Below are 19,910 nucleotides of genomic sequence, written 5' to 3'. Positions count from 1 at the left end.
CAGTGCGAGCACGATAAGGCAGCCCCCCGACAGCCCGGCGGGCAACCGACCGGCCCAAAAACGACCCCCAGAAGGCCAAACAGGGCTTACCCTCATCATTGATCGAATGAGGTAGATCTCATCGTTATAAATGTGTTGCGTATGCGAGACGACGACCGCACGGGCGAAGCCCTGACGGACGCGCGCCGAGTGATGTGTCGGTGTGCCCAGGATGCGCCAGCCGTCGCGTTGCTCGTTCCTGCCAGGCGCAGGCACACACCGCACGGTCGTTGGTCAGGCAGTCTGGAGCCCCGGCGCGCTGACGGTCGTGGCCCCGCCGCCGCCATGGACTGCCGGCCCAAGCCTGGCCGTTCCCCTGGACAGTTCGCTCACGATGTCGCGCAAGGGAGCGTCTGCCCCCGTGAAGGACCGGGAGAGGCGGGTGAGCGGATCCCGAACAAGCGGCTCCGCCGCACCGATGCTTTGGTCTCCCGACGGCTCAACCTGGTCTGATCGGTAGGCATGTGCCATGGCCGCACCTCATGCGGCGAGACCACCCGCGCACGAGCATCGTTGGCAACCGGCATGGCCGAACCCGACTCTCCCGACACGACCGTCAGCTCTTGGTGGGTTACTCGCTGGGGAGTGCATAGCTGAGCACGGCTTATCTTGCTGACGCTTGCCCGGTTCGGGCTCCGCTCGTGGCGGTGGATCATGGTTGGCGTGACAGCTTCGGATCTGCATGAACGGCCTGCGGGTGACCTGATCAAGGTTTGGTTCAAGTTCGTGCCGCGTGAGGACTGGTTACCGTATGACTCTGAGGGCCTGTGGGCGACCCAGTTGAGCGAGGACACGGCCCGGGTGGAGAACGTGGCGTTCCTGCAGGACGGCATCGCGCAAGGTGACGTGGTCCGGTTCCAAGCAGATCACGATGGTGTGCGCTGGGCCACCGGCCGGGTGCAGGCGTCCGGGCACTGCGTCGTCCGGGTCCTGCCGATGCCGTCCGGTCCGTTGGGTGCGTGCGCAGCGGCTATCCACGCTGCGTTCGCACGTTTCGGCTTGGGCAGTGAGGTATTCAGCGCCGAGTTGCCGTTCGTGGCGTTCGACGTGCCTCCCGACGCCGATTTCGGTGAGATCAAGCGGACGCTTGCGGACGGCGAGTCGCAGGGATGGTGGCACTTCGAAGTGGGATGCGGGACTGACCGCTGGCGGGACTCAACGGGGTCCTGAACGCCTCCGGGTGCAACAGCACTGCCCGGCCCGAGGCGACGTGCCAGCGGACCACGATCTTGGTGCCGTCGTGGTTGCGCCGGTTCCTTGGGGCGGCTGCGTGTCCGTCAGCCACGGCCGAAGTCCGCGCGCGAAACCGACCAGCGTGACGGTCGCGGCCGTGCCGCCCCCGGCAGGCCGGGCCAGGCATCAGAGATAGCCCATGTCACGGCGGGGACGTCGAACTACTCGCGAACAGCCCCACGGGTTAAAGATGCGCGCGTACGCAGAGAACCAGGTGGACGGGGTCTCCAAGGTCACGTTGGATCAGACACCAGGTGGCAAGTACTTCGACGACAAGCTTCTCTTCGAGAAGGGCTCACCGATCAACACAGACCAGGGCGTACCAGGTCTGGAAGAGGATTTCGGAACGCTACGCCGAGAACGCGAGCGGAGAAGCAACCGCATGGACTCACGACTCGTGGTCGGGGAGCATCTGGAAAACTGCCGGGAAAGAACACGTTGGAAAACATCCCCCACGTAACGAAGATCAACGAGATCGATCCATTCCCCTAGGCGTAAGGAGACTGACTGCATGACCGTACGCAAACTGCAGTCACAGGCGGCTCAGCACGTCGAGTCTGGGGCCATCCTGGGCGGCGACGGCCTGGAAGCGATGACTCTTGAGCGAGACGGCCGCGTCATGACGATTTCGGTGGACCGGGGCGACCACAGGATGTTGTTCCGGCTACCGGCCGCCCTGTGTTGGGATGACGGTGAACCACTGCCCGATGATCTCGCCAACAACATCCAAGAGATCATCACGGAAATCTCTCGATTCTGGGGGCAAGACCCGAATTTCGCTTGATTCCCCGATAACCCGCGGCCGAGGCCCCCTCGGACCGCTCGAGCGGCTTGACCGAGCGTCGCACAGGGCCGCCCGCGGCACGCAATGCATCAGCGAGTGTCGGGCGCCCGCTCGGATACCCGAGCACCGCCCGGCGTTGAAACGAAAGGCGCAGCCCAGTTGCGGCGAATCACCGAGGGCTCGGGCGAAAGGCCCAGGCTCGGATGGAGCTGACGGGATCTCCGCGCCGTGGTCCAGCCGTGGCGAGGTCCCGATGCCCCATGATGGGGACCGACGATGAGAATGGGTACGCGTCAACGGCATACGCCGGAGCAGATCATCCCGAACGTGCGCGAGGGCGACAAGCGGATCGGGTCGGGGCAGCGGCACGGCCGAGGTCGACAGGCAGTTGGAGATGATATGGGAACCTGGGATGCTGGCCCGTTCGACAACGACAACGCCGCGGATTGGTGCGGCGAACTCCACGACGCTGCGGTGGAACAACGCGTCGCGCTCATCCGCAGGGCATTGACCATTGTGGCCGACTGTGGTGCCGATGATTACCTGGATGGAGACATGGCGGACGAGGCCGTCGCGGCCGCGGCTGTTGTTGCCTCACGTCTGCCTGGCGGTCCGCCGATCACCTCCGGCTATGCGCCGGCGTTCCTGCGTGACGGTGGCAATATCGCATTGCCGGGTGACCTTCCAGCGCTCGCGGTGCGGGCGCTGGACCGGGTCGACGGCGAGAACTCCGAGCTGCGTGGACTCTGGGGAGCGGGCTACTCGCAGGTGCTTGAGGAGCGAAGGCCAATCCGTTCTGCACTGGAGCGTGGGGCTGCTGCCCCGTAACGGAAGCGCCGCCATCTGGCCGCTGCGCAGCGACTCTGACGGCGTAGCGCGTTCCTACTTTGTCGGCTACGGCCAGATGGCAGCCTACCGTGCGACCAGGCCGGCGATGATCGTTGCCGCAATGAGGAACGGTCCGAAGGGTAGCTGCTCTTGGACGCCTGTGAGGCGCGCTCGGGTCAAGGCGGCGATGGCGAAGGGTAGAGCCAGTAGGTAGGGCAGGACTGCGCCGAGGATGATCGCTTCCCATCCCAGGGTGCCGAGCGGGAGCCCGGTCAGGGCCGCGAGTCGTACGTCGCCCATGCCCATCCGGCTGGCGCCGGCCGCGACCAGCGCGGTGTAGCCGGCGCCCAGGATGGTGGCGGCCAGCACCGGCGTGAGCAACTGAGATGGTTGCCCGGCAAGGGCCGCCGCGAGGCACAGCAGCACCGCAATGGCGACCGCCGCGCCGCCGATCAGGCAGGTAGGCAAACGCTGAGTGACGACGTCGATCCACGCCAGCGACATGCCCACGATGGTGAACACCATCCAGGCCGCCAACAGAAGCATCTCGCGGGGTCCGTGGGGTGGATGCCGCCACGACAGTGCTGCAGCCACCAGCGCAGTGCAGGCGCCGGCCAACAATCCGCCGATCCACTGGGCCCGGGGATTTCGTGCCCGGCCGGCGATCCAAGCGCCGGCGATGTGGGGCACGAACACCGCGGCCAGCACCCCGGACACTGCACCGGTGATCACGAGGTCGGGTGTCATGTGTCGGTGGGAAGTCTTCGTCGCTCGCCGTTGACGCGGCGCCGGTCGCCGGGTGCGGCGGGTGGCATGTAGCGGCGGACCTGCCGGGTGGATCTGCCGACGCGGGCGGCGATGTCATCGGGGTGCATGGTCGGGTCGCGCCGGAGCCAGTAGGCGACGGCGGCGGCAGTCTCGGTGGGGACGACGTCGCGGTCAGCGTCTTCGTGTGGTGGCGGATCCGCTGGTCCGCCGGGCACGTCGGTCACGATGTCAGAATCGCCGCCAGCGGTGGTTCTGCCCTCTGTAGGGGGATTCTCAGCGGGTGGGGTGAGGGCGGCCTCGGGCGTGGCGGTGTCGCCGCCCCTGGTGTACTGGCCGGCCGGGCTCGGCGGTTCGGTCCGTGCTGCCTCGCCCGCGGTGTCGGCGGGCGACAGGTCGCTGTGGGAGGCGGCGTTCCGGCCGATTCTCGGCTCCGGGGCGGCCGGTCCTGGATCGTCGGAGACCGCCGCAGCTGCCGTCGATTCCATCGGGGGCCTTGCCGTGGGCGGTGCTGCCGGTGCGTCTGCCGTTTGCGGGGGTGTGATGGGTCCAAGTTCGTGTGCCGCGAGCGGGGGCGCGGGTGGATTATGGTCGGCGGTCTCGATGCGGCCGGAGATCTCGACGAGGCAGATGCTGGCCACGACGATGAGTCCGTCGACGGACAGCGGCAGCAGGTACGGCGAGGCGCCGGTTTCGCCGTATCGGGCGGCGACCGCGGTCATGTGCCAGTAGGAGACCCAGGCGGCGATGCCGGCGATGACGGTGGTCGCGAGTAGCCGGACGGCTGCCAGGGACCGGCGGTAGACGGGGACGCGGGAGATCAGTTCGACGGTGAGCAGCAGAGCGAGGGGCGGCCAGGCGGCGATGGCCTGGCTGATCGGGTTGGGCAGGGCGTGCAGCATGTTCGCCGCGACGGACGCGGCGACCCCGACGACGAGCGCGGCGCGTACGGCCCAGCGCAGCCGCTTCCACCGCTTCGTCTCGTCAAGGGTCGTCCGGCCTTGTGCGGCCTGGGCGGGAGCGGCGACAGCCGGCGGGTGTGGGACGTCGGCGTAGCGGGCCGGGCGGGTGCCGTTGAGCGTCGTGGCGGTCATGGGGCGCCTCCGGGTCCTGGCTGCAGCGGCACTCGGCGGTGGCGGGTTTGCAGGTCGGCGACGAGTGTGTCGGCCAGGGCGAGGGTGTCGTCGCCGGGTTCGACGTCGAGTTCGGCGGCGGCGGTGGTGACGGCGCGGCGCAGCGCGCGGATGTCGTCGAGGTGGCCGAGGCGGGCGTGTGCGCGCATCGCGGCCTGGTAGAGGTTTTCGGTGTAGGGGTGCAGTGCGATCGCGGGGGTGAGGATGGCGAGTTGTTCTTCGGGCTGGTCGGTGAGGGCTTCGACCAGGGCGGTGGTGGCGTCGAGGGCCTGCCGGCGGGCGGCCTCGCGGTAGGGCTCGATCCACAGGTAGTCGTAGCCTTCGGCGAGCGCGCCGCGGTAGGCGGTGACGGCGCGGCGCAGCGCGGCGATCCGCTCGACCGGATCGGCGGTGGTGGCTTCGGTGATCGCGGCGCGCATCTGCCACAGGTCAACGCCGACGGTGGCGGGGTTGAGCAGGTAGCGCAGCCGTGGATGGGTGACGTACTCGCCGGGGCCGCCGTTGTGGCGCAGGACTCCGCGGAGGTCGGAGACGTAGGTGTGCAGCCGGTGCCCGGCCTTGCTCTGGGGGGCGTCGGGCAGCAGATCTTCGAGGATGGCGTCGACGGTGGCGCTGCCGCCGTTGGCGGCCAGGTAGACGAGCAGTTCCAGGGATTTGGGGCGAGGTGCCCGTCGGGGGTCTGCGTCGACGATCGCGGCGCCGCCGAGGACGGTCACGTCGGCCCTGCCCGGCAATACGACGGTCGTCTCTGCGCCGCCGGCGATGTCGGCGGCAGGGTCAGCCGACGGGCAGTCGGTGGCCGGTGCGGCGGCCTCGCGGCCTTCTGTTGCTACCGGCGCGGGCGTCGCCGGCTCGGTTTCGTCGTCGGCGGGGCCTGCGCCCTGCGTCTGCTCGAGCGTCGCAGCCTCGGTGAGTTCGGCGGGGTGGTGATTGCAGGAAGGCGCACTCGCCGGGGTGGCCTCGCGGGTCGCTTCGGTGGCGGCGGAGGCCGCGTTGTCCGTGGCGGGGCCGGAGGCTGACGTCGAGGGGTGGGGATCGGTGGGGGCGGGTGGCTGGCGTCGTCCGGTGTGGGATTCGGCGAGGGTGGTGATGAGGTCGGCGGCCTCGGTGGGGTCGATGACGGTGAGGCGTCCAACGTCGGCGGGGTGGGTGCCGTGTCGGGTGGCGTCGCCGTCGGCGGGGCGGGTGGTGCCGTCAGTGGCGACGTCGATGGTGTCGCCGTCGGGCCAGTCGCCGAGGATGACGCCGTGGATGTCGAGGCGTTGTCCTTGGGTGAGTACGGCCGCGACGCGGGTGCGTTCGTGACGGCCGGTGGTGTCGGCGATCAGCAGAATCGGCGGCAGTGGTTCTTCGTAGGGGTCGGCGGTGCGCAGGGCGGCGACGTCGTCGACTTCGTGTTGGTAGACCAGTCGGGTGCGGTGCAAGGTTTGGGTTTCGAGCAGGTCGAGGGCTTCGTCGAGGCCGGCGGTGACGGTCAACCGTGGGGTGTTCGGCAGGGTGACGGCGGCGGCGCCGAGCAGGGTGGCGGCGGTGGCGGAGGCCATGACGACCCAGGTACGGGCGTCGGGGTCGTCGAGGCCGCCGCCGGCGAGGCCGGCGACGAAGAATCCGCGGGCTGCTGCGGCGGCGCCCGGCCCGACCAGGCCGACTCCGGCCGGCGGCCATACCGCGGCGAGGGGGTGGGCCAGGGCCGGCACCACGGGGACCGGAGTCGGCACGCCGTTCTGCGCGTCGTCGACGTCTCCGACGTCGCTGGTGTCGGCTTGGTACGTGTGCTGTTCGCCGATGTGGGGTGCCGGGTCGGCGTTCGTTGCGCCGTGGCCGGGACCGTCGGCTGGGTCATCGTCGTCCGGGTCCGGGAACAGCGCGTCGATGTCGGTCGGGCTGGGGGATGGTGTGCGCAGGCCGCGGCGGATCTGGGTGACGACGGGTGGCAGGGGGGCGAGGTCGAGGTCGTCGGCGTGTGGGGGTGTCCCGAGTGGTCGGGGGGTGTATCGGCGACGTCGGTGCAGCCAGACGAGGGCTGCGGCGGCGGCGATCGCGAGGCCGAGCCCGAGGTCGATCCAGCCGCCCGAGAGCAGCGATACCCCGCGAGGGCTGCTTCGGTCGGCCGTGGGCGCGTCGGTGGGACTGACGCTCGGCTCTGTTGCAGCGGTGGGGGTGGAGGTCCGCGGATTGGCGGTTGCGTTGGGTGGCATGGCCGGGGCGGTTGCGTCGCCTGGCGCCGGGTCGGTGGCCCCGGACCGGGTCGTGGGGATGGATCCGGTTTCAGCGGTGGGCGTCGCGGCGGTGCTCGGCGATGGGCTCGGCGCGGGGGTGGGTTGCGGCGGATCGGGCTTCGGATGCGCTTGTTTCGGCGGGGTGGTTTTGACGTCTGCGCCGTGGGGTGCGGTGGCGTCGTCGGGCAACTGCAGGGTCCAGCCTGGGTAGATGAGGTTCGGGTTCCTGAGCGTGCCGCCGACGTCGGCGAAGTGGGTGCCGCGGTTCAGCGCGTAGATCTCGGGCCACCGGTTGGCGTCGCCGAGGCATTGGCCGGCGATCTCGGAGAGGGTGTCGCCGCGTTGGACGGTGTAGGTGTACGCGCGGCCGGCGGCCACGAGCGTCAACCGGCCGAGTGGGGTGCCGGCCCGCGTCGCGTGGGGTTCGCGGGCTTCGGTGTGCTGGCGGTGAGCCGGCCGTTGTTCGGCGGCCGACGCGACGGCCGCCGGTTCGGCCGAGACGGACTGCGCGACGGTCGGGGCCTGGGCGCGGTGTTGCACGGCTCGGTGCTCGGTCGCCGTGGCGGGGGCGGCCTGGGCCGGCGGGGCCAGGCCGGGGGCGGCCTGCGCGGCGGTGGCGAGCATGCCGCCGGTGATGAGCGCGACGAGCAGGGCGGCCAGCCCTCGCGCGGGGGCGAGGGCGCGTGGTTGCGGCAGTCGTAGTCCGGTGAGGGCTGCGGCGAGTTCGGCGAGTGTGGACCACGTGAACGAGGCCCAGGCGAGCCAGAGCATCGCGGTGAGCAGGGCGCCGAGGGTGCGGTCGGTCATCGGCGAGGTGAGCAGGGTGCCGATGTCGGCCCAGGTGGGCAGGTGGGCGGGCCAGGGCCGGTCGAGGTAGTGCAGCAGGGCCCAGGGCGGCGCGGCGAGCAGCAGCGCCAGCACCGTCGCGCCGGTGAGCCGGCGCAGGGTGGAGGTGAGCGACGCGAGCACGGTGGGCCTCTTCCGACGGGGCTGGTCTCTGGTCAGGTGGCGGTGGTGACTCCGGTGGCCGCGGTGGCGGCGGCGGTGGCGTCGATGGGGATCGTGGTGACGCCGATCAGGTACAGCAGTTGGGTCTGCCGAACACCGGTGACCGTGACCGTGACGGCGGCGGTGGTGGCGGTGGCGGTTCCGGTGGTGCCGGATCGGGCGAGGAAGCGTTGAGCCGCGGCGGCTGCGGCGTCGGGGTCGAGTTGGACGACACCTGTGTTGCGGTAGGTGGCGAGGTCGATCTCGCGGGCTCCGGCGCGGGCGGCGGCCTGGGCCCGGTCGTAGAGGCGGACCTGGTCGGCCATGGCCATGCCGGCGTCGAAGACGAGTCCGGCGAGCAGGATCACCATGAGCGTGCCGACGACCGTCCAGGGGGTGATCATGCCGCGGTCGTCAGCGCGGAACCTGCCGCGCAGGCGCCGCAGCCGGGCGGTCCCCGGCAGCGCGGGCGCGGGCGACACTGCCGCAACGGGCACTGTGGTCGGCGGTCTCATGGCGGTGTTGTCCCCCGATAGGTGTCGAGCGGCTGGGTGGCTTCACCGGTCACCGTCATGGCGCCGGGCATGCTCACGCCGAAGAGATCCCGCAGGGCGACGGTGCAATCGATGGCGACGGTGACCTGGCCGCCGGGGGCCATCGACCCGGCGTTGACGCGGACGGCGCGGGGACGGCAGGTCAGGGTGCGACCGGTCAGTGTCGCGGCGGCGGCGTCCTCGGCGCCCGCTGCGGCGGCGCCCGGGGTGTAGGTCAGTGATGCCTGTCGGGCCGCCGCGGCGGCGGCCGAGTTGACGTCCATCTGGGCCGACACGATCCGGGCGACGGCGATCACGGCGACCACCGTCAGCACCATGATCGGCACATAGCCGAGCGCGAGCTCGACGAAGACGGAGCCGCGGTCGCCGGACAGCCGCCCTGGCATCGTCCGGCGCCACCGCGGGCCGCTCATCGGAGGGCTCCGAACGGGGCGACGGCGAGGGTCTGCGGCCGGAACCGCTCGGTGGGGGCGCTGACGGTGGTCTGAATGGGGATGCGGACGCCGAACAGTGCGGGGGCATGGCCGCGGATGGTGACGGTCGCGGTGTCGGCGCTGCGGGTCACGGTCACGGTCGGGTCGTCGATGAAGGCGCCGGCGAGTTGCTGCAGGATCGTGGTGGCGTCGCCTCGCCCGGCGGTGGCGGTGCCGTCGAGCACTCGGGTGGTCTGCAGGGCATGGTTGGCGGCGTGCTGCGCTCCGAGTTGTCCCAGCGCCCACATGCCGACCTGTACGCCGAGGGCGAAGACCAGCAGGAGCAGCGGCCACGCGACGACCATCTCGGCGGTGACGGATCCTCGGTCGCCGGACATGCGGGCGCGTACGCGCGCCCAGCCACGAGGTGCCCGCACACCGGTCGTGTCCGGCGGGCGGACACGACCGGCGCTCGGGGTCTCGAGCTGTCGGGAGGACGGCATGAGAACTCACAGGCCGCCGAAGGTGAGCGCGTTGAACCAGGCCGACAGTTTGCCGGTGAGGATCGGGTAGACGATCAGGACGGCGGCGATGACCGCGGAGATCCAGAGGACCTTCTCCGTGGTCTCACTGCCGCGCTCGTCGGATTCGCGCAGCTTGTGCAGCCGGCCGGCCAGTGTCGTCTGCAGCAGGATCAGCGTGGTCATCAGACGGTGGCGGTTCATCATCGGGTTCCTTCCGTGAATGCCGGGTGGCGGTCCGGCAGGTGAGCGTTTCGGGCAGCGTGGTACTCCCCCGCGCAGTCGAGAGCTGCGCCGGTCGTCGATGTCGGGTCCGGAGATGAAAGGCCGTACGGGTCGTTCGGCCTCTGTCAGAAGCGGCTGATGGCGGCGATGGCGGGATAGAGCAGGAAGGTCATGTAGGCGAGGGCGAGCAGCATCACGGGCAGGGCCATGCGTTCGGTGGCGGAGTTCGCCTGGGTTTCCTGCGCGGTGCCCTGGTGGGCGCGCAGGGTCGCGGCGCGGGCGGTCAGCGAGGTGCGGATGCGGGCGCCTTCGGCGCCGGCGAGGCTCATAGTCGCGGCGAGTTCTTGCAGCTCGACGACGCCGGTGTCCTCGCCGAGCTGGCCGAGGGTGCGCCACGGGGGAACCCGCAGTAGGCGGGAGGTGGCCACGGCGTGGTGGAGGCGGGCGGCGGCCCAGCCGTTGGTGTCGGTGCAGGCGTCGTCGAGCGCCTGTTCGAGTCCGGCGCCGCCGGCCAGGGAGATGACGACCAGGTCGAGGACGGCGGACAGGGCGTGCCGCAACTCGGCGCGGCGGCGTGTCGCCTCGGCGTGCACGGTGGATTCGGCGAGCCACCAGCCGCCCGCCGCGCCGGCCAGGGACACCCACACCGGTGTGGTGGGGCCGAAGGTGCTGCTGGCGTCGGTCAGGACGGCGACGGCGAGCGGGGGCAGGATGAGTCCGGCGATCACAGCGAGCATCTGGTCGGCCAGGTGTACGGCTACCGGGCGTTCGAGTACGGCCAGGTCGGCGCGGGTGCGCGTTCCGGGCAGGTCGAATGCCCGCAACGGCGCCGACAGCGCGCGGGTGCGTGTCGTGGTCGGTGGGTCGAGAGGGGTGGGTGGGCGATGCAATCCGGCCAGGGTTTCGGCCAGGGTCGGCCGTGCCGGGATCAGGCCGGCGACGATCAGGAGCAGGCCGAGTCCCGCGACGCCGCCGACGATCAGCACAGAGGGGTTCATGCGAGCCTCTCCGTCGCGGCGACGACGGTCTCGCCCGGGTTTGCATTGGCGAGGATGCGTGGTGGCTGCTGGATGCGGGAGGTGCGGGCCATCCACACGAAACCCGCGGTGAAGATCCCGCCCACCAGGAGCAGGACGATCTGCCCGGTGACGGTGCCGTAAGGGGCGAGGAAGCCGCGGTTGAGCACCAGCAGACCGACGATCATGGCGACGGTGGTGCCGGTGATCATGCGGGCGGTGGTGCGGGTCGCGGCCCGTTTCGTGGTGACGCGCATCCGGATGGACGCCTGCTCGCGGGCGGTACTGGCGAGGCTGCTCAGGCAGTCGGTCAGCTGACCGCCGTGGTAGCCGGCGGCCTGCAGGAGCGCGCGGACCACGAGGTCGCCGGTGGGATCGGCCAGGTCGCGGGCGAATACCCGCAGGGCGTCCGGCAGCCGGATTCCCGCTCGCGGCGCCGCGGCCAACGTTTGGACATGAGCGCGGATCGGCAGCGGGGTGACCGGGGCGGTGGCGGCGATGGCCTGCTCGAGCCCGGCCGCCGAGGACAGGGTGTCGCGCAGCAGTTCGGCCCAGGTCGCGATCGCCTCGATGCGGGCCAGGTCCAGCCGCGACTCACGGTCGGGACCCAGGATCCGCGGCAACGCCCACACCGCGGCGGCGGTGAGGATCGCCGCGACCGGCCAGCGGGTGGCCAGGGCCGCGCCGGTACCGGCCCCGGCGGCGAGCAGCGCCCGAGTGCGATCCGCCGCGGTGAACCCGCGTCGGCGCCGGGCCGGGGCCGGCCCATCGGGTCGGCGGCGCAGCCCGTCGAGGATCAGGGTGAGTCCGGCAGCGCAGATCAGCCCGAGCAGGATCGGCGTCAGCTGCATGCTCACCACCGGTCCTGGTGCAGCAGGTTCGGGTCGAAGCCGGCCGCGACGAGGTCGTCGAGGGTGTCGGTGCGCATCGGTGAGCCGGGTATCGCGCGCCGGTCCGGGCCCGGCCGGTAGATCTCGTTGGAGGGGACCTGCTCACCGGCGGTCTCCAGAACCTGCAGCACGGAGGAGACGACGCGGGTGCCGTCGGTGGCAACGTCGAGGAACACGACGAAGTCCACGGCCTGGCCGATGAGCATGTTCGCGGCGTCGAACGTGAGCCTCTCCGGGGCGGCCATCACATACATGCCCAGGCGCAGCAATGCCTGCTTCGAGTTGCTCGCGTGGATCGTGCACATCGACCCGTCATTGCCCTGCGACATGGCGAACAGCATCTGCAGGGCTTCCGCGCCGCGGGCTTCGCCGACGATGACGCGGTCGGGACGCATCCGCAGCCCCCACTTGACCATGGTGGCCATGTCGATGCCGCCCACACCTTCCAAGTTCGGTTCGCGCTGCTGCAACGCGGTCGCGTTCGGGTGCGCGTCGAGGTCCTCGTCAAGGCCGAGTTCGAAGGCGTCTTCGACGGTGACAATCCGCTCCAGGGGATCGATCTCGTAGGCGGCGGCCCGCAGCAGGGTGGTCTTACCGATTCCCGTCCCGCCGCAGAAGACGATGTTCTTGCGGGATCGGACCATGGCGGCGATCAGCGCCCGCAGTGCCGGGGTGAGCTCGCCGCGCTCGAGCAGGTCGTCGAGCGTGACCCGGTGCAGGGTGTTGCGGCGGATCGAAAGGCTGGGCCGCTTCGCGACCGCCATCACCGCGAACAGCCGCTGGCCGCCGGGAAGCCGCAGCGACAACGATGGGCTACCGCGGTCGAAGCGGCGTTCCTCCTGACCGCTGCGGGCGGCGGCGATCTGGATCAGATCGATCAGGTCGTCGTCGCTGGCGGCGACCGGTGCAGCCCGCAGGCGCTGGTTGTCGATGGTGCGTACCCACACGTTGTCGCAGCCGTTGACGAAGATGTCCTCCACGTGGGGGTCCTCGACCAGGCGCTGCAGGGCGCCCAGGCCGGTGAACGAGTCCCGCAGGGCGCGGGCCACCGCCGCCTCGACGTGCGGCGACAGCGGCGCTCGTCCCTGGCTGATGTCGGCGCGGGCGTTGGTGTCGATCTCCTGGGCGATGAACAGGGCGATCGCCTGGTCGCGTTCGGTGTCGCTCATCGTTCCTGCGGCGGCGAGTCTGTCGCTGATGGCGGCACGCAGCCGGGCGACGACGTCCAACGGTGCCGGCACGCGCTCGCCACCTCGGCCGGCACCCTGGCTGGCACCGTGGCCGTGCACGGCGTCGACGACGTTCGGGGTGACGGTCATGACACCGTCCTCAGCTCAGTCGGTTGCGGTGCCGCAGCGAGCTGCCCGGCGAGAGCCTTGAGGGCCTGACCGAGGCGGGTCCGCACCCATGCCCGGCCGGTCATCCGGCCCTTCAGGGTGCCCGCGCCCCACCGGTCGTGTGGCAACTGCGCCCAGACCGGGGCGCCCAATTGGTCGGCGATCTCCGGCAGCGAGTAGCGGCTCTTGCCGGTCACCGCGAGGCCGATCACACCAGGACGTGCCGCGCGCTGCAGGTCGGGCAGCCGGGTGAACAGGTGATTGAGGTGCTCGTCGCTCGGGTGGGTGACGAGCACGACCGCGTCCGCGGCCGGGAGAAGCCGGAGGGCGGGACTGTCGACGTAGAGGCGTCCGAGGTCGAGGACCACGACGGGGGCCAGGTGGCGCACCGCCGCCTGCGGATGTGCGGCCAGCACGGCGACGGCGCTGGCCGCTTCGCGGGCGTCGCCGGGTCCGGCGATCACGTTGAACCCCAGCGGCAGCTGCTGAACGAACAGGGCGGCGCCGATGACCGGGGCGCCGTGGCGGGCCGCGGCGGCCAGGCGGTTCAGACCGGGGCCCTGCGACAGCCCGAACCGGGCGGCGAGCACCCCGCCGCAGGGATCTGCCTCGACCGCCAGCGCGGGATGCTGCGGCCACAGCGCGGCCAGGCCGAGGGCCGTGCAGGACGCCCCGGGGGCCCCGGACACGGACCCGACCCCGATCACGATCGGCTCGTTCTGCATGTCTGCGTTCACCGCGGGGCTCCGATCTGGACGAGCGACGCGTCATCGGGGGTCGAGGCGATCGTCTCGGCGCTGTCGGCGGCGAGCAACAGGGTCACGAGCCGGGTGCCGACCTGGTCGGCTCCTGTCGACACGGACACGACGGTGGCTACCGCCCGCAGGGTGCCGTCAGTATTCTTCGCGCCGCCGTTGCCGGAGGCGGAGTTCTGGCCGGCGTTGCTCGGCACCACGAGCACGACGACGGTGGCGCCGGCGGCTAGATCGGCGGGCGCCCGGCCGGGCTTGACCGCCAGCGCTATGACGCCCTGCCCGCTCGGCGGCCACGCAGCGGGCCCGACCTGCGCAGCGGTCAGCAGCACACCCTGCGGGATCGGAACGGCAGCGGTACGGCCCACGACCTCGCTGCGGCTGCTCGCCGCGATCAGCGCCAGACCGGACGTGTTCGCGACGCGGACCACGGTGAGGTCGCTGTCGGTGATGGTCTTGCCCGCGGCGATCGGGCGGGCCGTGGACAGGAACGCCTCGTCGGCGTGCTGGCGCAGGTCCACCTGCCAGAAGACGACCACCGTCGCGATCACGATCAGCACTCCGGCGGCGATCCTCCTGCCTGAGCGCCGGCCAGCGCGGCGCGTGACCGAGGGCGCGGAAGACGGCGCCGGACTCGCCTCGCGGGCCGCTGCCGGGGGACGGGAACGGTCGGTCGTGACGCTCATGCGGCTGCACCCCCGTTGATCGCCTGCGATTCGGCCACTCGGACGGCCAGGGTGGAGGTGGTGGTCAGCGGCGGCAGGGTGCCGTCGGTCCCACCGCCGGCCCAGGACACGATCCAGGTCACCGTCGCGCGCACCGTGAACGCCGCGCCGGAGGCGCCGGCAGACGACCGGCGGAACACGTGACCGCAGTCCGGTGAGGCAGCGCGCGGATCGGCGCCGGCCCGCCAGGGCGTGCCCGGACCCTTGCAGGTCACCGTGGCGCCGTCGCCCATCTCCCAGCGCACCTGTGCCGGCCGGGCGGTCGCCGTGACCGAGACGCCGGGCACGGAGGCGGTCGCGGACCGGGCTCCCCAGGTCGACCGGTCGACCCACAGCCAGATCGGTACCTGGACGAGCAGGTCGTGTCCCGGATCCGGATTCGCCCGGATCCGTGGCGACGGCAGCGCGAGGTCCGCGGACGCCTGGCGGGCGAGGACGGCCGGGTCGACAGGTGCGGACGGATTCGCGATCCACTGCGGTGCCGTGCCCAGCGCGCTGGTGTCGCTACCGCAGACCTGCATGTACCAGCCGCCGCTGTGGGAATCGCCGCCCGCCGGCGGCGGCTGATCCACCTTGACCCAGCGACACGCGTCGTCCCCGCCCCCGCCGGAGCCGCCATCAGAGTCGCCGCTGCTATGGCCGCCGTGGCCACCGGGCCGGGCCGGGGTGCCCACGGTGACCGTGCATCCCGGCGACTGCGGATGAGCGTTGCAGTCGACCGGGTCCCACGGGTCGTCGGCGAACGCACGTGTACCGGGCAGCAGAATGACGACCAGGACAGCCGCACTGGTGAGGAGTCTGGTGATCGGACGGCTCAGCATGTGCCCTTCTCCCGTACCGCGAAGCTCGTGACCCTCCAGACCCCGCCTTGCGACTTCACCGTCGCGCTCGTCGAACGGCGCCCGCCCGGGATGTCGTCGGCCTTCTCACCGGAGGCCTTGTAGACCAGGAAGTTGGTGCTGTCGAGGCAGTCGGCGATGATGACCGTCGTCGGAGCCGCGGCCGGGGTCGCCTCGACGGCTGACGGGGTGGAGCCGTACTCCCCCTTGAACACCTGCCCCTTGGCCTGGTAGCCGGCGAGACCGTCACGCAGCAGCTTCAGCGCGGGGTCGGTCGCGTAGACGGCGAGGTCGGGTTCGTCGGGGTTCGCGGTGAGGCCGGCCTTGGCATACGCCTTCCACATCCCCCGGTACGCCTCAACCGCCTTCGCCTCGGCTGTCGCTTTGTCATCGGGCGGCGCTGAGACACTCGGTGGCACCGACACGCTCGGCGGACCCGTCGGCGTCTGCACCGGCTTCGGCCCAGTGCACCCGCCGACGCCCAGGACGGCCGTCAGCGCCAGGGCCGCCCGGCGGCGAACCGCCGGGCGGCGTGCCGGCGGGACGAATGACGGGGGACGCGACCCCGCCGGCGAACGGACGATCACTTGTTGATCACAGGGTCGGGCGTTGTGCGCGCTCGACGAGTGGGGTACCACACCACACCCCCGCGTGATGTTGAGGACACGGAAAGCAATTACTACACCCGTACCCCCCACTCCTCGCAACGTCCACCAGCACGTCACAATCACCGTGGAAGGGTCCTGACAGGAGGAGTAGAAACGGCCATCAGGTCAGAAACCCGGCGCACGCAAATGCATTTGGTCCACTTTTGCACCGATATCGGGAGCGTCTACAATCACCGGAATCACACGGAAAGAAGAACCTCGATATGTCCGAAGCCGACGGCCTGCGGCCCGATCCGCACCGCGCAGCAGCGCAACTCTGCGAGCGCCCCGGCGCTATTAGCGCCCTGCTGGCGCTGTACGCGGCCGGCGGCTCGGCGGACCTCGGACATCTCATGTGCGCGCACCCCGACACTCCGATCGACGGGGCGCTGCGATGGCTCACCGCGCAGCGCCTGGTTCACCGCAACGGCGGCACCGGCAGCATCGACGACGTCGACCACTGCGCCACCTTCACCCTCACCACGCTTGGGGAGGCACTCGCGTCGTCCGTGACCGCGTTCGCGACATTCATGGAGCACACATCCCGGGATCCGAAATCGAGCGATGGTCGCTCCCGGTGGTCGGTGCGCCCATGCCGACATGCCCGTTGATCATCCACTCCTAAAGGCATTAAGAAATCACGAAGATCGTTCTATACTCGCTACCTTGCCCGACTTGATCTACAAGTCACCGGGGAGGCAGGGGTTGGACTTCGGCAGGCTTTACGACGCGCTTCACTTCTTCTCGCACCGCAGCACGCTGGAGATCCTCGCGGTGCTCGAAAACAGGCCGTGGAGGTACTCCGCCCTGATCAGGGAGGTCCAGCGCGAGGTACCGAGCAGCAACACGGTCAACGACGCGCTGCATCGCCTTGTCGAGGCCGGTCTCGTCAGGCACGAAGGCGTGTACTACTCACTCACTGAGCGCGGCAAACTGGCACTGCCCTTGACGAAGCAATACGTCGAGCGGCTCGACTGGTGGGTACGTGACCAACAGGGCGACAACCACGAGTCTGGCCATCGTCCCTTGTAGGGGGTTCGGCCCTCCGCAGTCCGACGTGACGAACACGCCTCGGGGCCATCTCTTGAGACAACGAGAGATCAGCGTTCTTGCTTTGCGGGATCGGGGGCACGTGTGTCTCGGATTCGACGGTCGGATCCCGTTCAGCAGTGGCCGAGCGCATCCGCCATCGGGGTACGTGCGCGCTCGGCCGCGGCGCAAGGTCGGGACCGCCCGGCGCGTGCTGGCCCCTATCGACAGCGCAGAGTCTTGCGAGTCAGGCAATCGCACAAGCAGGTATGTAGTTCAGCTGGCGGTACGGGGCGGGTCGACGTCGTCGAAGCCGAAAGGGGTGGTCCTGACGGCTTGAGGTGGCCCCACACGACCTTTACTGGTCCCACCACGGGTCGAACCCACTCCATGACCCAGGGACACACAGTCAAGGTCGGCACGCCAGAGCACCGGTCCGCCGAGCCACGTTCAGGCCGATGAGTGGATGCTTACTCAGAAGCCAGTCGATGACGCGCAGCAGTCGGCCCCAGGTGTTGGGCCGCCGCCGCTCGACGCGTCTGCGGCAACGGCGGGCGACCCGGGAAGGGCGTAGATCAAGCGCGGACCGTGAGCGTCGACGTACTCACGCACGAGGTCTCGTTTCTCTATCACCTCGCCACGCCGACACAAGGTCCTGGCCAACGCCGTCGACGTCCAAACTTCGCGGCATTGCAAGCGACGGCCTGGCGGCCGCCCTTGACCTCGGAGCCTCTGCGACCCTCGGGCAGGTGGTCAGAGGGCAGGCCGGTGGCCTGCCCTCATCAGGTCGCGCGCCGCCGCACCCGTCGCTGACTCGTCGCACGTCGAGCAGGCAGCGGAAGCGCGTAGCAGCCAGCCGGAGCCTTGCGCCACGATCCGCTTCGCATCAATGCATATGATCATGATGTGACGAATCCTGCGGGCATATATGCCATGTGCTTTGGGCCGATGGTCGCTCTTCTCCTGGCCGCAGTGCCGTTCCCTTTGCGGCTGGGGGCGAACCCAAGCAAGCGGCGTGTTGTCTGGTTTCGGGCTGGATTGGTATGGTTGGGAACCTTCATTGCGAGCTTGGTTTTATTTACAGTTTGGTGGATAGATCCGGACCGATGGTGGGGAAGTTTCTACTGGGGCAGCCTGATTCTGCCATTGTGGATATTCGGCCTTGGTGCCGTGGTTGCCACCGTGCGCCTCGTTCGCCGTATTAAGGCCATGGCGGGAAGTCCCACCACCGAGGCGGCACGATGAATGCCCAGAGGTCTTGACAGCAACGCTGACAGCAACCGCGCCGGACGATCTCGACCGCAGTGAGGTACCCCCGGACGACCGACCGAGGTCACAGCCACGGACGGACTATGCCGGACAGGCCGCCCAGAACTTACAAGCGAGGGATCTCTCGTCGGGCTCAGCTGCTAGACGCGACGGATGATGACATCAAGGCCGTCGTCGGGATGGTAAATCCACGATGCCGAGTATCCGCTCCAGGAATCCTCTTGGCGTCCGTCGAGCGCGCGTGTTTCGCTCATGTGCGTAGTGACCGCATCGGGTGCACTGAGTGCCTGCAAGATGCATGCGATGGTGGCGGTGTCGGCACCGGACATGTCCTCCGTCCCAGCACCGTTGATTGTCAACGTCTTGCCGTTATCTCCGAGCTCCGTACCGGTATGGCTGGCGTCACATTGAAGTTGCGCGGTAGCCAGTTGGTCGTCCTGAACGGCCTTCGTGGCTACGGAGACGGCACGTCCAAAGACTGATGTCAGCGCGACGCCGGTTGCGATTCCGCCGCCGAAGAGCAGCACCGCTGCGGCAATACCGCCTATGACCCAGGGCCAGCGGACCTGCCGTTTCCGAGCGATGGGCTCAGGCTGCCATGGCCCGACGTGCCGGGGTTCTGTTCCGGCTCCTGCCTCCGTGCCCAAAATGATGGACTCGATCTCAGCTGGAGTCGCGTGAAATCGGGCAGCGATCGACTCCACTGGCTCATGCGCGGAATATGCTGCGATGATGTCGTCACTGCGTGTATTGGGCTGCACAAGGCCACGGTAGTCAGCGAGGCACTGTGCGGCTCGGCATCCGAACAGATCGTGTCCCCCGCCCGGTGGGTTGATGTCAACTCCCCAATCAGCAGCCTCAAGATCCCCACCTGGCTCAGGGACTGCCCAGCCTGGACCGATCGAACTTTGGCGACGATCACTGACTGGATCGTGTCGTGGGTGACTAACTGGGTGACAATCGAGGAGAACACCGCTGGACGACTATGGACTCTGGCGGACTGTTTACCCAGGTCAGCCCCGGTTCCGTTACTGGTCGTCCATCCAAGATCATAGCTTGACACGGAAGAGGTCACTGGTTCGATCCCAGTATCGCCCACCACGCACTTCTGCAGGTCAGAGCGGGTTTCGTTCCTTCGGGACGGAGCCCGTTTCTCGTTCTCCGGGGCTCTTGGGAGAAACCTGGGAGAAGATCTTGCCAGGGTCATGTCGGCTCCTCCCCCAGCAGCCGGTCCAGCACCGGCATCGGTGATCGCGGTCAGCTCCCGCCGGGCCGCCAGCGCCTCGGTCCACGCCTGAGTCAGCCCGTCGAGCAGCCGGGCGGTCATGCCCGAGGTGACGTGCGCGTAGCGGGCCTGCACCGAGCCGTCCTCGTGCCCCATCTGGGCGTCCATCAAGGTGGCCGGCGTGCCCAGCTCCACCATGAGCGTCTTGTACGAGTGCCGCAGCCCATGTGGGGTCAGCCCGTTGGCGATCGGCAGCCAGCACGCGTCCGCCTGGGCCAGCGCGCCGCGGCCCCGGATCGGCACGCCCGGCCACGGCTCCCCCACGATCGGCACTGGGCGGACCGGGTGTGGCGCCTTGCGCGGGTAACGGCCGGTGACCGCCGGCTGGAACAGCCAGGTGGCGAAGCCGTTGCGCCGCCAGTGCGGGGCGAGCGTCCTGGCCGGTGCGCCCTTGACGTACAGCACGCAGAACACCGTGAA

The 19,910-nt window shown here is 69.8% G+C and carries 21 protein-coding genes and 1 pseudogene; 6 read left to right on the top strand and 16 right to left on the bottom strand.

Translation table 11 applies throughout. The annotated features are described in order from the left end of the window. Positions 1–648: 648 nt before the first annotated feature. The 3 genes from ACMCNK_RS23500 (at position 649) to ACMCNK_RS23490 (ending at position 2,884) form a co-directional block, all read left to right on the top strand. Positions 649–1,209 carry a DUF4265 domain-containing protein gene (locus tag ACMCNK_RS23500; protein WP_412738537.1) on the top strand — a complete coding sequence of 187 codons (561 nt, stop codon included), beginning with the start codon at positions 649–651 and terminating at the stop codon, positions 1,207–1,209. A gap of 574 nt (positions 1,210–1,783) precedes the next feature. Next, on the top strand, positions 1,784–2,056 hold the full coding sequence (locus ACMCNK_RS23495) for a hypothetical protein (RefSeq protein ID WP_412738536.1): 273 nt from the start codon (positions 1,784–1,786) through the stop codon (positions 2,054–2,056). Positions 2,057–2,332: 276 nt separating this feature from the next. Beyond that, the gene (locus ACMCNK_RS23490) at positions 2,333–2,884 is read left to right on the top strand and encodes a DUF4259 domain-containing protein (protein WP_412738535.1); all 552 of its coding nucleotides are present in this window, start codon (positions 2,333–2,335) and stop codon (positions 2,882–2,884) included. 84 nt (positions 2,885–2,968) lie between these two features. Here ACMCNK_RS23490 and ACMCNK_RS23485 read toward each other — a convergent pair whose 3' ends face one another. The 14 genes from ACMCNK_RS23485 to ACMCNK_RS23420 form a co-directional block, all read right to left on the bottom strand. Continuing rightward, complete coding sequence (locus ACMCNK_RS23485; protein WP_412738534.1) at positions 2,969–3,631, bottom strand: peptidase A24; 663 nt, start codon at positions 3,629–3,631, stop codon at positions 2,969–2,971. Continuing rightward, positions 3,628–4,743 (bottom strand): DUF2637 domain-containing protein, encoded by a 1,116-nt coding sequence (locus ACMCNK_RS23480; protein WP_412738533.1) that lies wholly within the window; start codon positions 4,741–4,743, stop codon positions 3,628–3,630. The genes ACMCNK_RS23485 and ACMCNK_RS23480 overlap by 4 nt, the downstream gene beginning before the upstream one ends. Further along, positions 4,740–7,970: a BTAD domain-containing putative transcriptional regulator gene (locus ACMCNK_RS23475; RefSeq protein WP_412738532.1), complete on the bottom strand. Its 3,231-nt coding sequence runs from the start codon at positions 7,968–7,970 to the stop codon at positions 4,740–4,742. The genes ACMCNK_RS23480 and ACMCNK_RS23475 overlap by 4 nt, the downstream gene beginning before the upstream one ends. Positions 7,971–8,002: 32 nt before the next feature. Next, positions 8,003–8,434, bottom strand: a complete 432-nt coding sequence (locus ACMCNK_RS23470; RefSeq protein ID WP_412740962.1) for a pilus assembly protein TadG-related protein — start codon at positions 8,432–8,434, stop codon at positions 8,003–8,005. Between the two features lie 65 nt (positions 8,435–8,499). Beyond that, positions 8,500–8,955 (bottom strand): TadE/TadG family type IV pilus assembly protein, encoded by a 456-nt coding sequence (locus tag ACMCNK_RS23465; RefSeq protein ID WP_412738531.1) that lies wholly within the window; start codon positions 8,953–8,955, stop codon positions 8,500–8,502. After that, positions 8,952–9,458 carry a TadE family protein gene (locus ACMCNK_RS23460; RefSeq protein WP_412738530.1) on the bottom strand — a complete coding sequence of 169 codons (507 nt, stop codon included), beginning with the start codon at positions 9,456–9,458 and terminating at the stop codon, positions 8,952–8,954. Before ACMCNK_RS23460 ends, ACMCNK_RS23465 begins: the two co-directional genes overlap by 4 nt. A gap of 6 nt (positions 9,459–9,464) precedes the next feature. Beyond that, complete coding sequence (locus ACMCNK_RS23455; RefSeq protein ID WP_412738529.1) at positions 9,465–9,680, bottom strand: hypothetical protein; 216 nt, start codon at positions 9,678–9,680, stop codon at positions 9,465–9,467. 146 nt (positions 9,681–9,826) lie between these two features. Further along, the gene (locus ACMCNK_RS23450; RefSeq protein ID WP_412738528.1) at positions 9,827–10,699 is read right to left on the bottom strand and encodes a type II secretion system F family protein; all 873 of its coding nucleotides are present in this window, start codon (positions 10,697–10,699) and stop codon (positions 9,827–9,829) included. Then, on the bottom strand, positions 10,696–11,568 hold the full coding sequence (locus ACMCNK_RS23445) for a type II secretion system F family protein (protein WP_412740961.1): 873 nt from the start codon (positions 11,566–11,568) through the stop codon (positions 10,696–10,698). Before ACMCNK_RS23445 ends, ACMCNK_RS23450 begins: the two co-directional genes overlap by 4 nt. 2 nt (positions 11,569–11,570) lie before the next feature. Then, a complete protein-coding gene (locus ACMCNK_RS23440; protein WP_412738527.1) occupies positions 11,571–12,926 on the bottom strand; it encodes a CpaF family protein in 1,356 nt (451 codons plus the stop codon). Beyond that, positions 12,923–13,654, bottom strand: a complete 732-nt coding sequence (locus ACMCNK_RS23435) for a hypothetical protein (protein WP_412740960.1) — start codon at positions 13,652–13,654, stop codon at positions 12,923–12,925. Before ACMCNK_RS23435 ends, ACMCNK_RS23440 begins: the two co-directional genes overlap by 4 nt. A gap of 23 nt (positions 13,655–13,677) precedes the next feature. Next, entirely contained in the window at positions 13,678–14,382 is a 705-nt protein-coding gene (locus ACMCNK_RS23430) for an SAF domain-containing protein (protein WP_412738526.1), read from the bottom strand. Next, positions 14,379–15,242 (bottom strand): hypothetical protein, encoded by an 864-nt coding sequence (locus ACMCNK_RS23425; protein ID WP_412738525.1) that lies wholly within the window; start codon positions 15,240–15,242, stop codon positions 14,379–14,381. Before ACMCNK_RS23425 ends, ACMCNK_RS23430 begins: the two co-directional genes overlap by 4 nt. Next, positions 15,236–15,604 carry a hypothetical protein gene (locus tag ACMCNK_RS23420; protein ID WP_412738524.1) on the bottom strand — a complete coding sequence of 123 codons (369 nt, stop codon included), beginning with the start codon at positions 15,602–15,604 and terminating at the stop codon, positions 15,236–15,238. Before ACMCNK_RS23420 ends, ACMCNK_RS23425 begins: the two co-directional genes overlap by 7 nt. Positions 15,605–16,131: 527 nt before the next feature. Here ACMCNK_RS23420 and ACMCNK_RS23415 point away from each other — a divergent pair. The 3 genes from ACMCNK_RS23415 (at position 16,132) to ACMCNK_RS23405 (ending at position 18,181) form a co-directional block, all read left to right on the top strand. Then, positions 16,132–16,518 (top strand): hypothetical protein, encoded by a 387-nt coding sequence (locus tag ACMCNK_RS23415; protein WP_412738523.1) that lies wholly within the window; start codon positions 16,132–16,134, stop codon positions 16,516–16,518. A gap of 55 nt (positions 16,519–16,573) precedes the next feature. Further along, positions 16,574–16,939, top strand: coding sequence for a winged helix-turn-helix transcriptional regulator (locus tag ACMCNK_RS23410; protein WP_412738522.1), 366 nt, complete (start codon positions 16,574–16,576; stop codon positions 16,937–16,939). 903 nt (positions 16,940–17,842) lie between these two features. After that, positions 17,843–18,181, top strand: coding sequence for a hypothetical protein (locus ACMCNK_RS23405; RefSeq protein WP_412738521.1), 339 nt, complete (start codon positions 17,843–17,845; stop codon positions 18,179–18,181). A 164-nt stretch (positions 18,182–18,345) separates the two neighbouring features. On the opposite strand, the gene ACMCNK_RS23400 is transcribed toward ACMCNK_RS23405, so the two are convergent. Together ACMCNK_RS23400 and ACMCNK_RS23395 are read right to left on the bottom strand one after the other, a co-directional pair. Next, positions 18,346–18,732 (bottom strand): hypothetical protein, encoded by a 387-nt coding sequence (locus ACMCNK_RS23400; RefSeq protein WP_412738520.1) that lies wholly within the window; start codon positions 18,730–18,732, stop codon positions 18,346–18,348. A 588-nt stretch (positions 18,733–19,320) separates the two neighbouring features. Further along, a pseudogene (locus ACMCNK_RS23395) lies at positions 19,321–19,889 on the bottom strand (tyrosine-type recombinase/integrase); the annotation flags it as partial. Positions 19,890–19,910 lie beyond the last annotated feature (21 nt).

The organism is Krasilnikovia sp. MM14-A1259 (assembly GCF_047159535.1).
Taxonomy (GTDB): domain Bacteria; phylum Actinomycetota; class Actinomycetes; order Mycobacteriales; family Micromonosporaceae; genus Actinoplanes.
Note: the sequence above shows the minus strand (reverse complement) of the source record. Positions and strands in the feature narration are given on the sequence as shown.

What these genes read in the sequence shown, in the direction of transcription:
- ACMCNK_RS23495 (WP_412738536.1), top strand. Translation starts at nt 1,784, where the DNA reads ATGACCGTACGCAAACTGCAGTCACAGGCGGCTCAGCACGTCGAGTCT.
- ACMCNK_RS23430 (WP_412738526.1), bottom strand. Translation starts at nt 14,382, where the DNA reads ATGAGCGTCACGACCGACCGTTCCCGTCCCCCGGCAGCGGCCCGCGAG.
- ACMCNK_RS23450 (WP_412738528.1), bottom strand. Translation starts at nt 10,699, where the DNA reads ATGAACCCCTCTGTGCTGATCGTCGGCGGCGTCGCGGGACTCGGCCTG.
- ACMCNK_RS23460 (WP_412738530.1), bottom strand. Translation starts at nt 9,458, where the DNA reads ATGCCGTCCTCCCGACAGCTCGAGACCCCGAGCGCCGGTCGTGTCCGC.
- ACMCNK_RS23455 (WP_412738529.1), bottom strand. Translation starts at nt 9,680, where the DNA reads ATGAACCGCCACCGTCTGATGACCACGCTGATCCTGCTGCAGACGACA.
- ACMCNK_RS23415 (WP_412738523.1), top strand. Translation starts at nt 16,132, where the DNA reads ATGTCCGAAGCCGACGGCCTGCGGCCCGATCCGCACCGCGCAGCAGCG.
- ACMCNK_RS23440 (WP_412738527.1), bottom strand. Translation starts at nt 12,926, where the DNA reads ATGACCGTCACCCCGAACGTCGTCGACGCCGTGCACGGCCACGGTGCC.
- ACMCNK_RS23490 (WP_412738535.1), top strand. Translation starts at nt 2,333, where the DNA reads ATGAGAATGGGTACGCGTCAACGGCATACGCCGGAGCAGATCATCCCG.
- ACMCNK_RS23485 (WP_412738534.1), bottom strand. Translation starts at nt 3,631, where the DNA reads ATGACACCCGACCTCGTGATCACCGGTGCAGTGTCCGGGGTGCTGGCC.
- ACMCNK_RS23445 (WP_412740961.1), bottom strand. Translation starts at nt 11,568, where the DNA reads ATGCAGCTGACGCCGATCCTGCTCGGGCTGATCTGCGCTGCCGGACTC.
- ACMCNK_RS23480 (WP_412738533.1), bottom strand. Translation starts at nt 4,743, where the DNA reads ATGACCGCCACGACGCTCAACGGCACCCGCCCGGCCCGCTACGCCGAC.
- ACMCNK_RS23420 (WP_412738524.1), bottom strand. Translation starts at nt 15,604, where the DNA reads ATGTGGAAGGCGTATGCCAAGGCCGGCCTCACCGCGAACCCCGACGAA.
- ACMCNK_RS23465 (WP_412738531.1), bottom strand. Translation starts at nt 8,955, where the DNA reads ATGAGCGGCCCGCGGTGGCGCCGGACGATGCCAGGGCGGCTGTCCGGC.
- ACMCNK_RS23425 (WP_412738525.1), bottom strand. Translation starts at nt 15,242, where the DNA reads ATGCTGAGCCGTCCGATCACCAGACTCCTCACCAGTGCGGCTGTCCTG.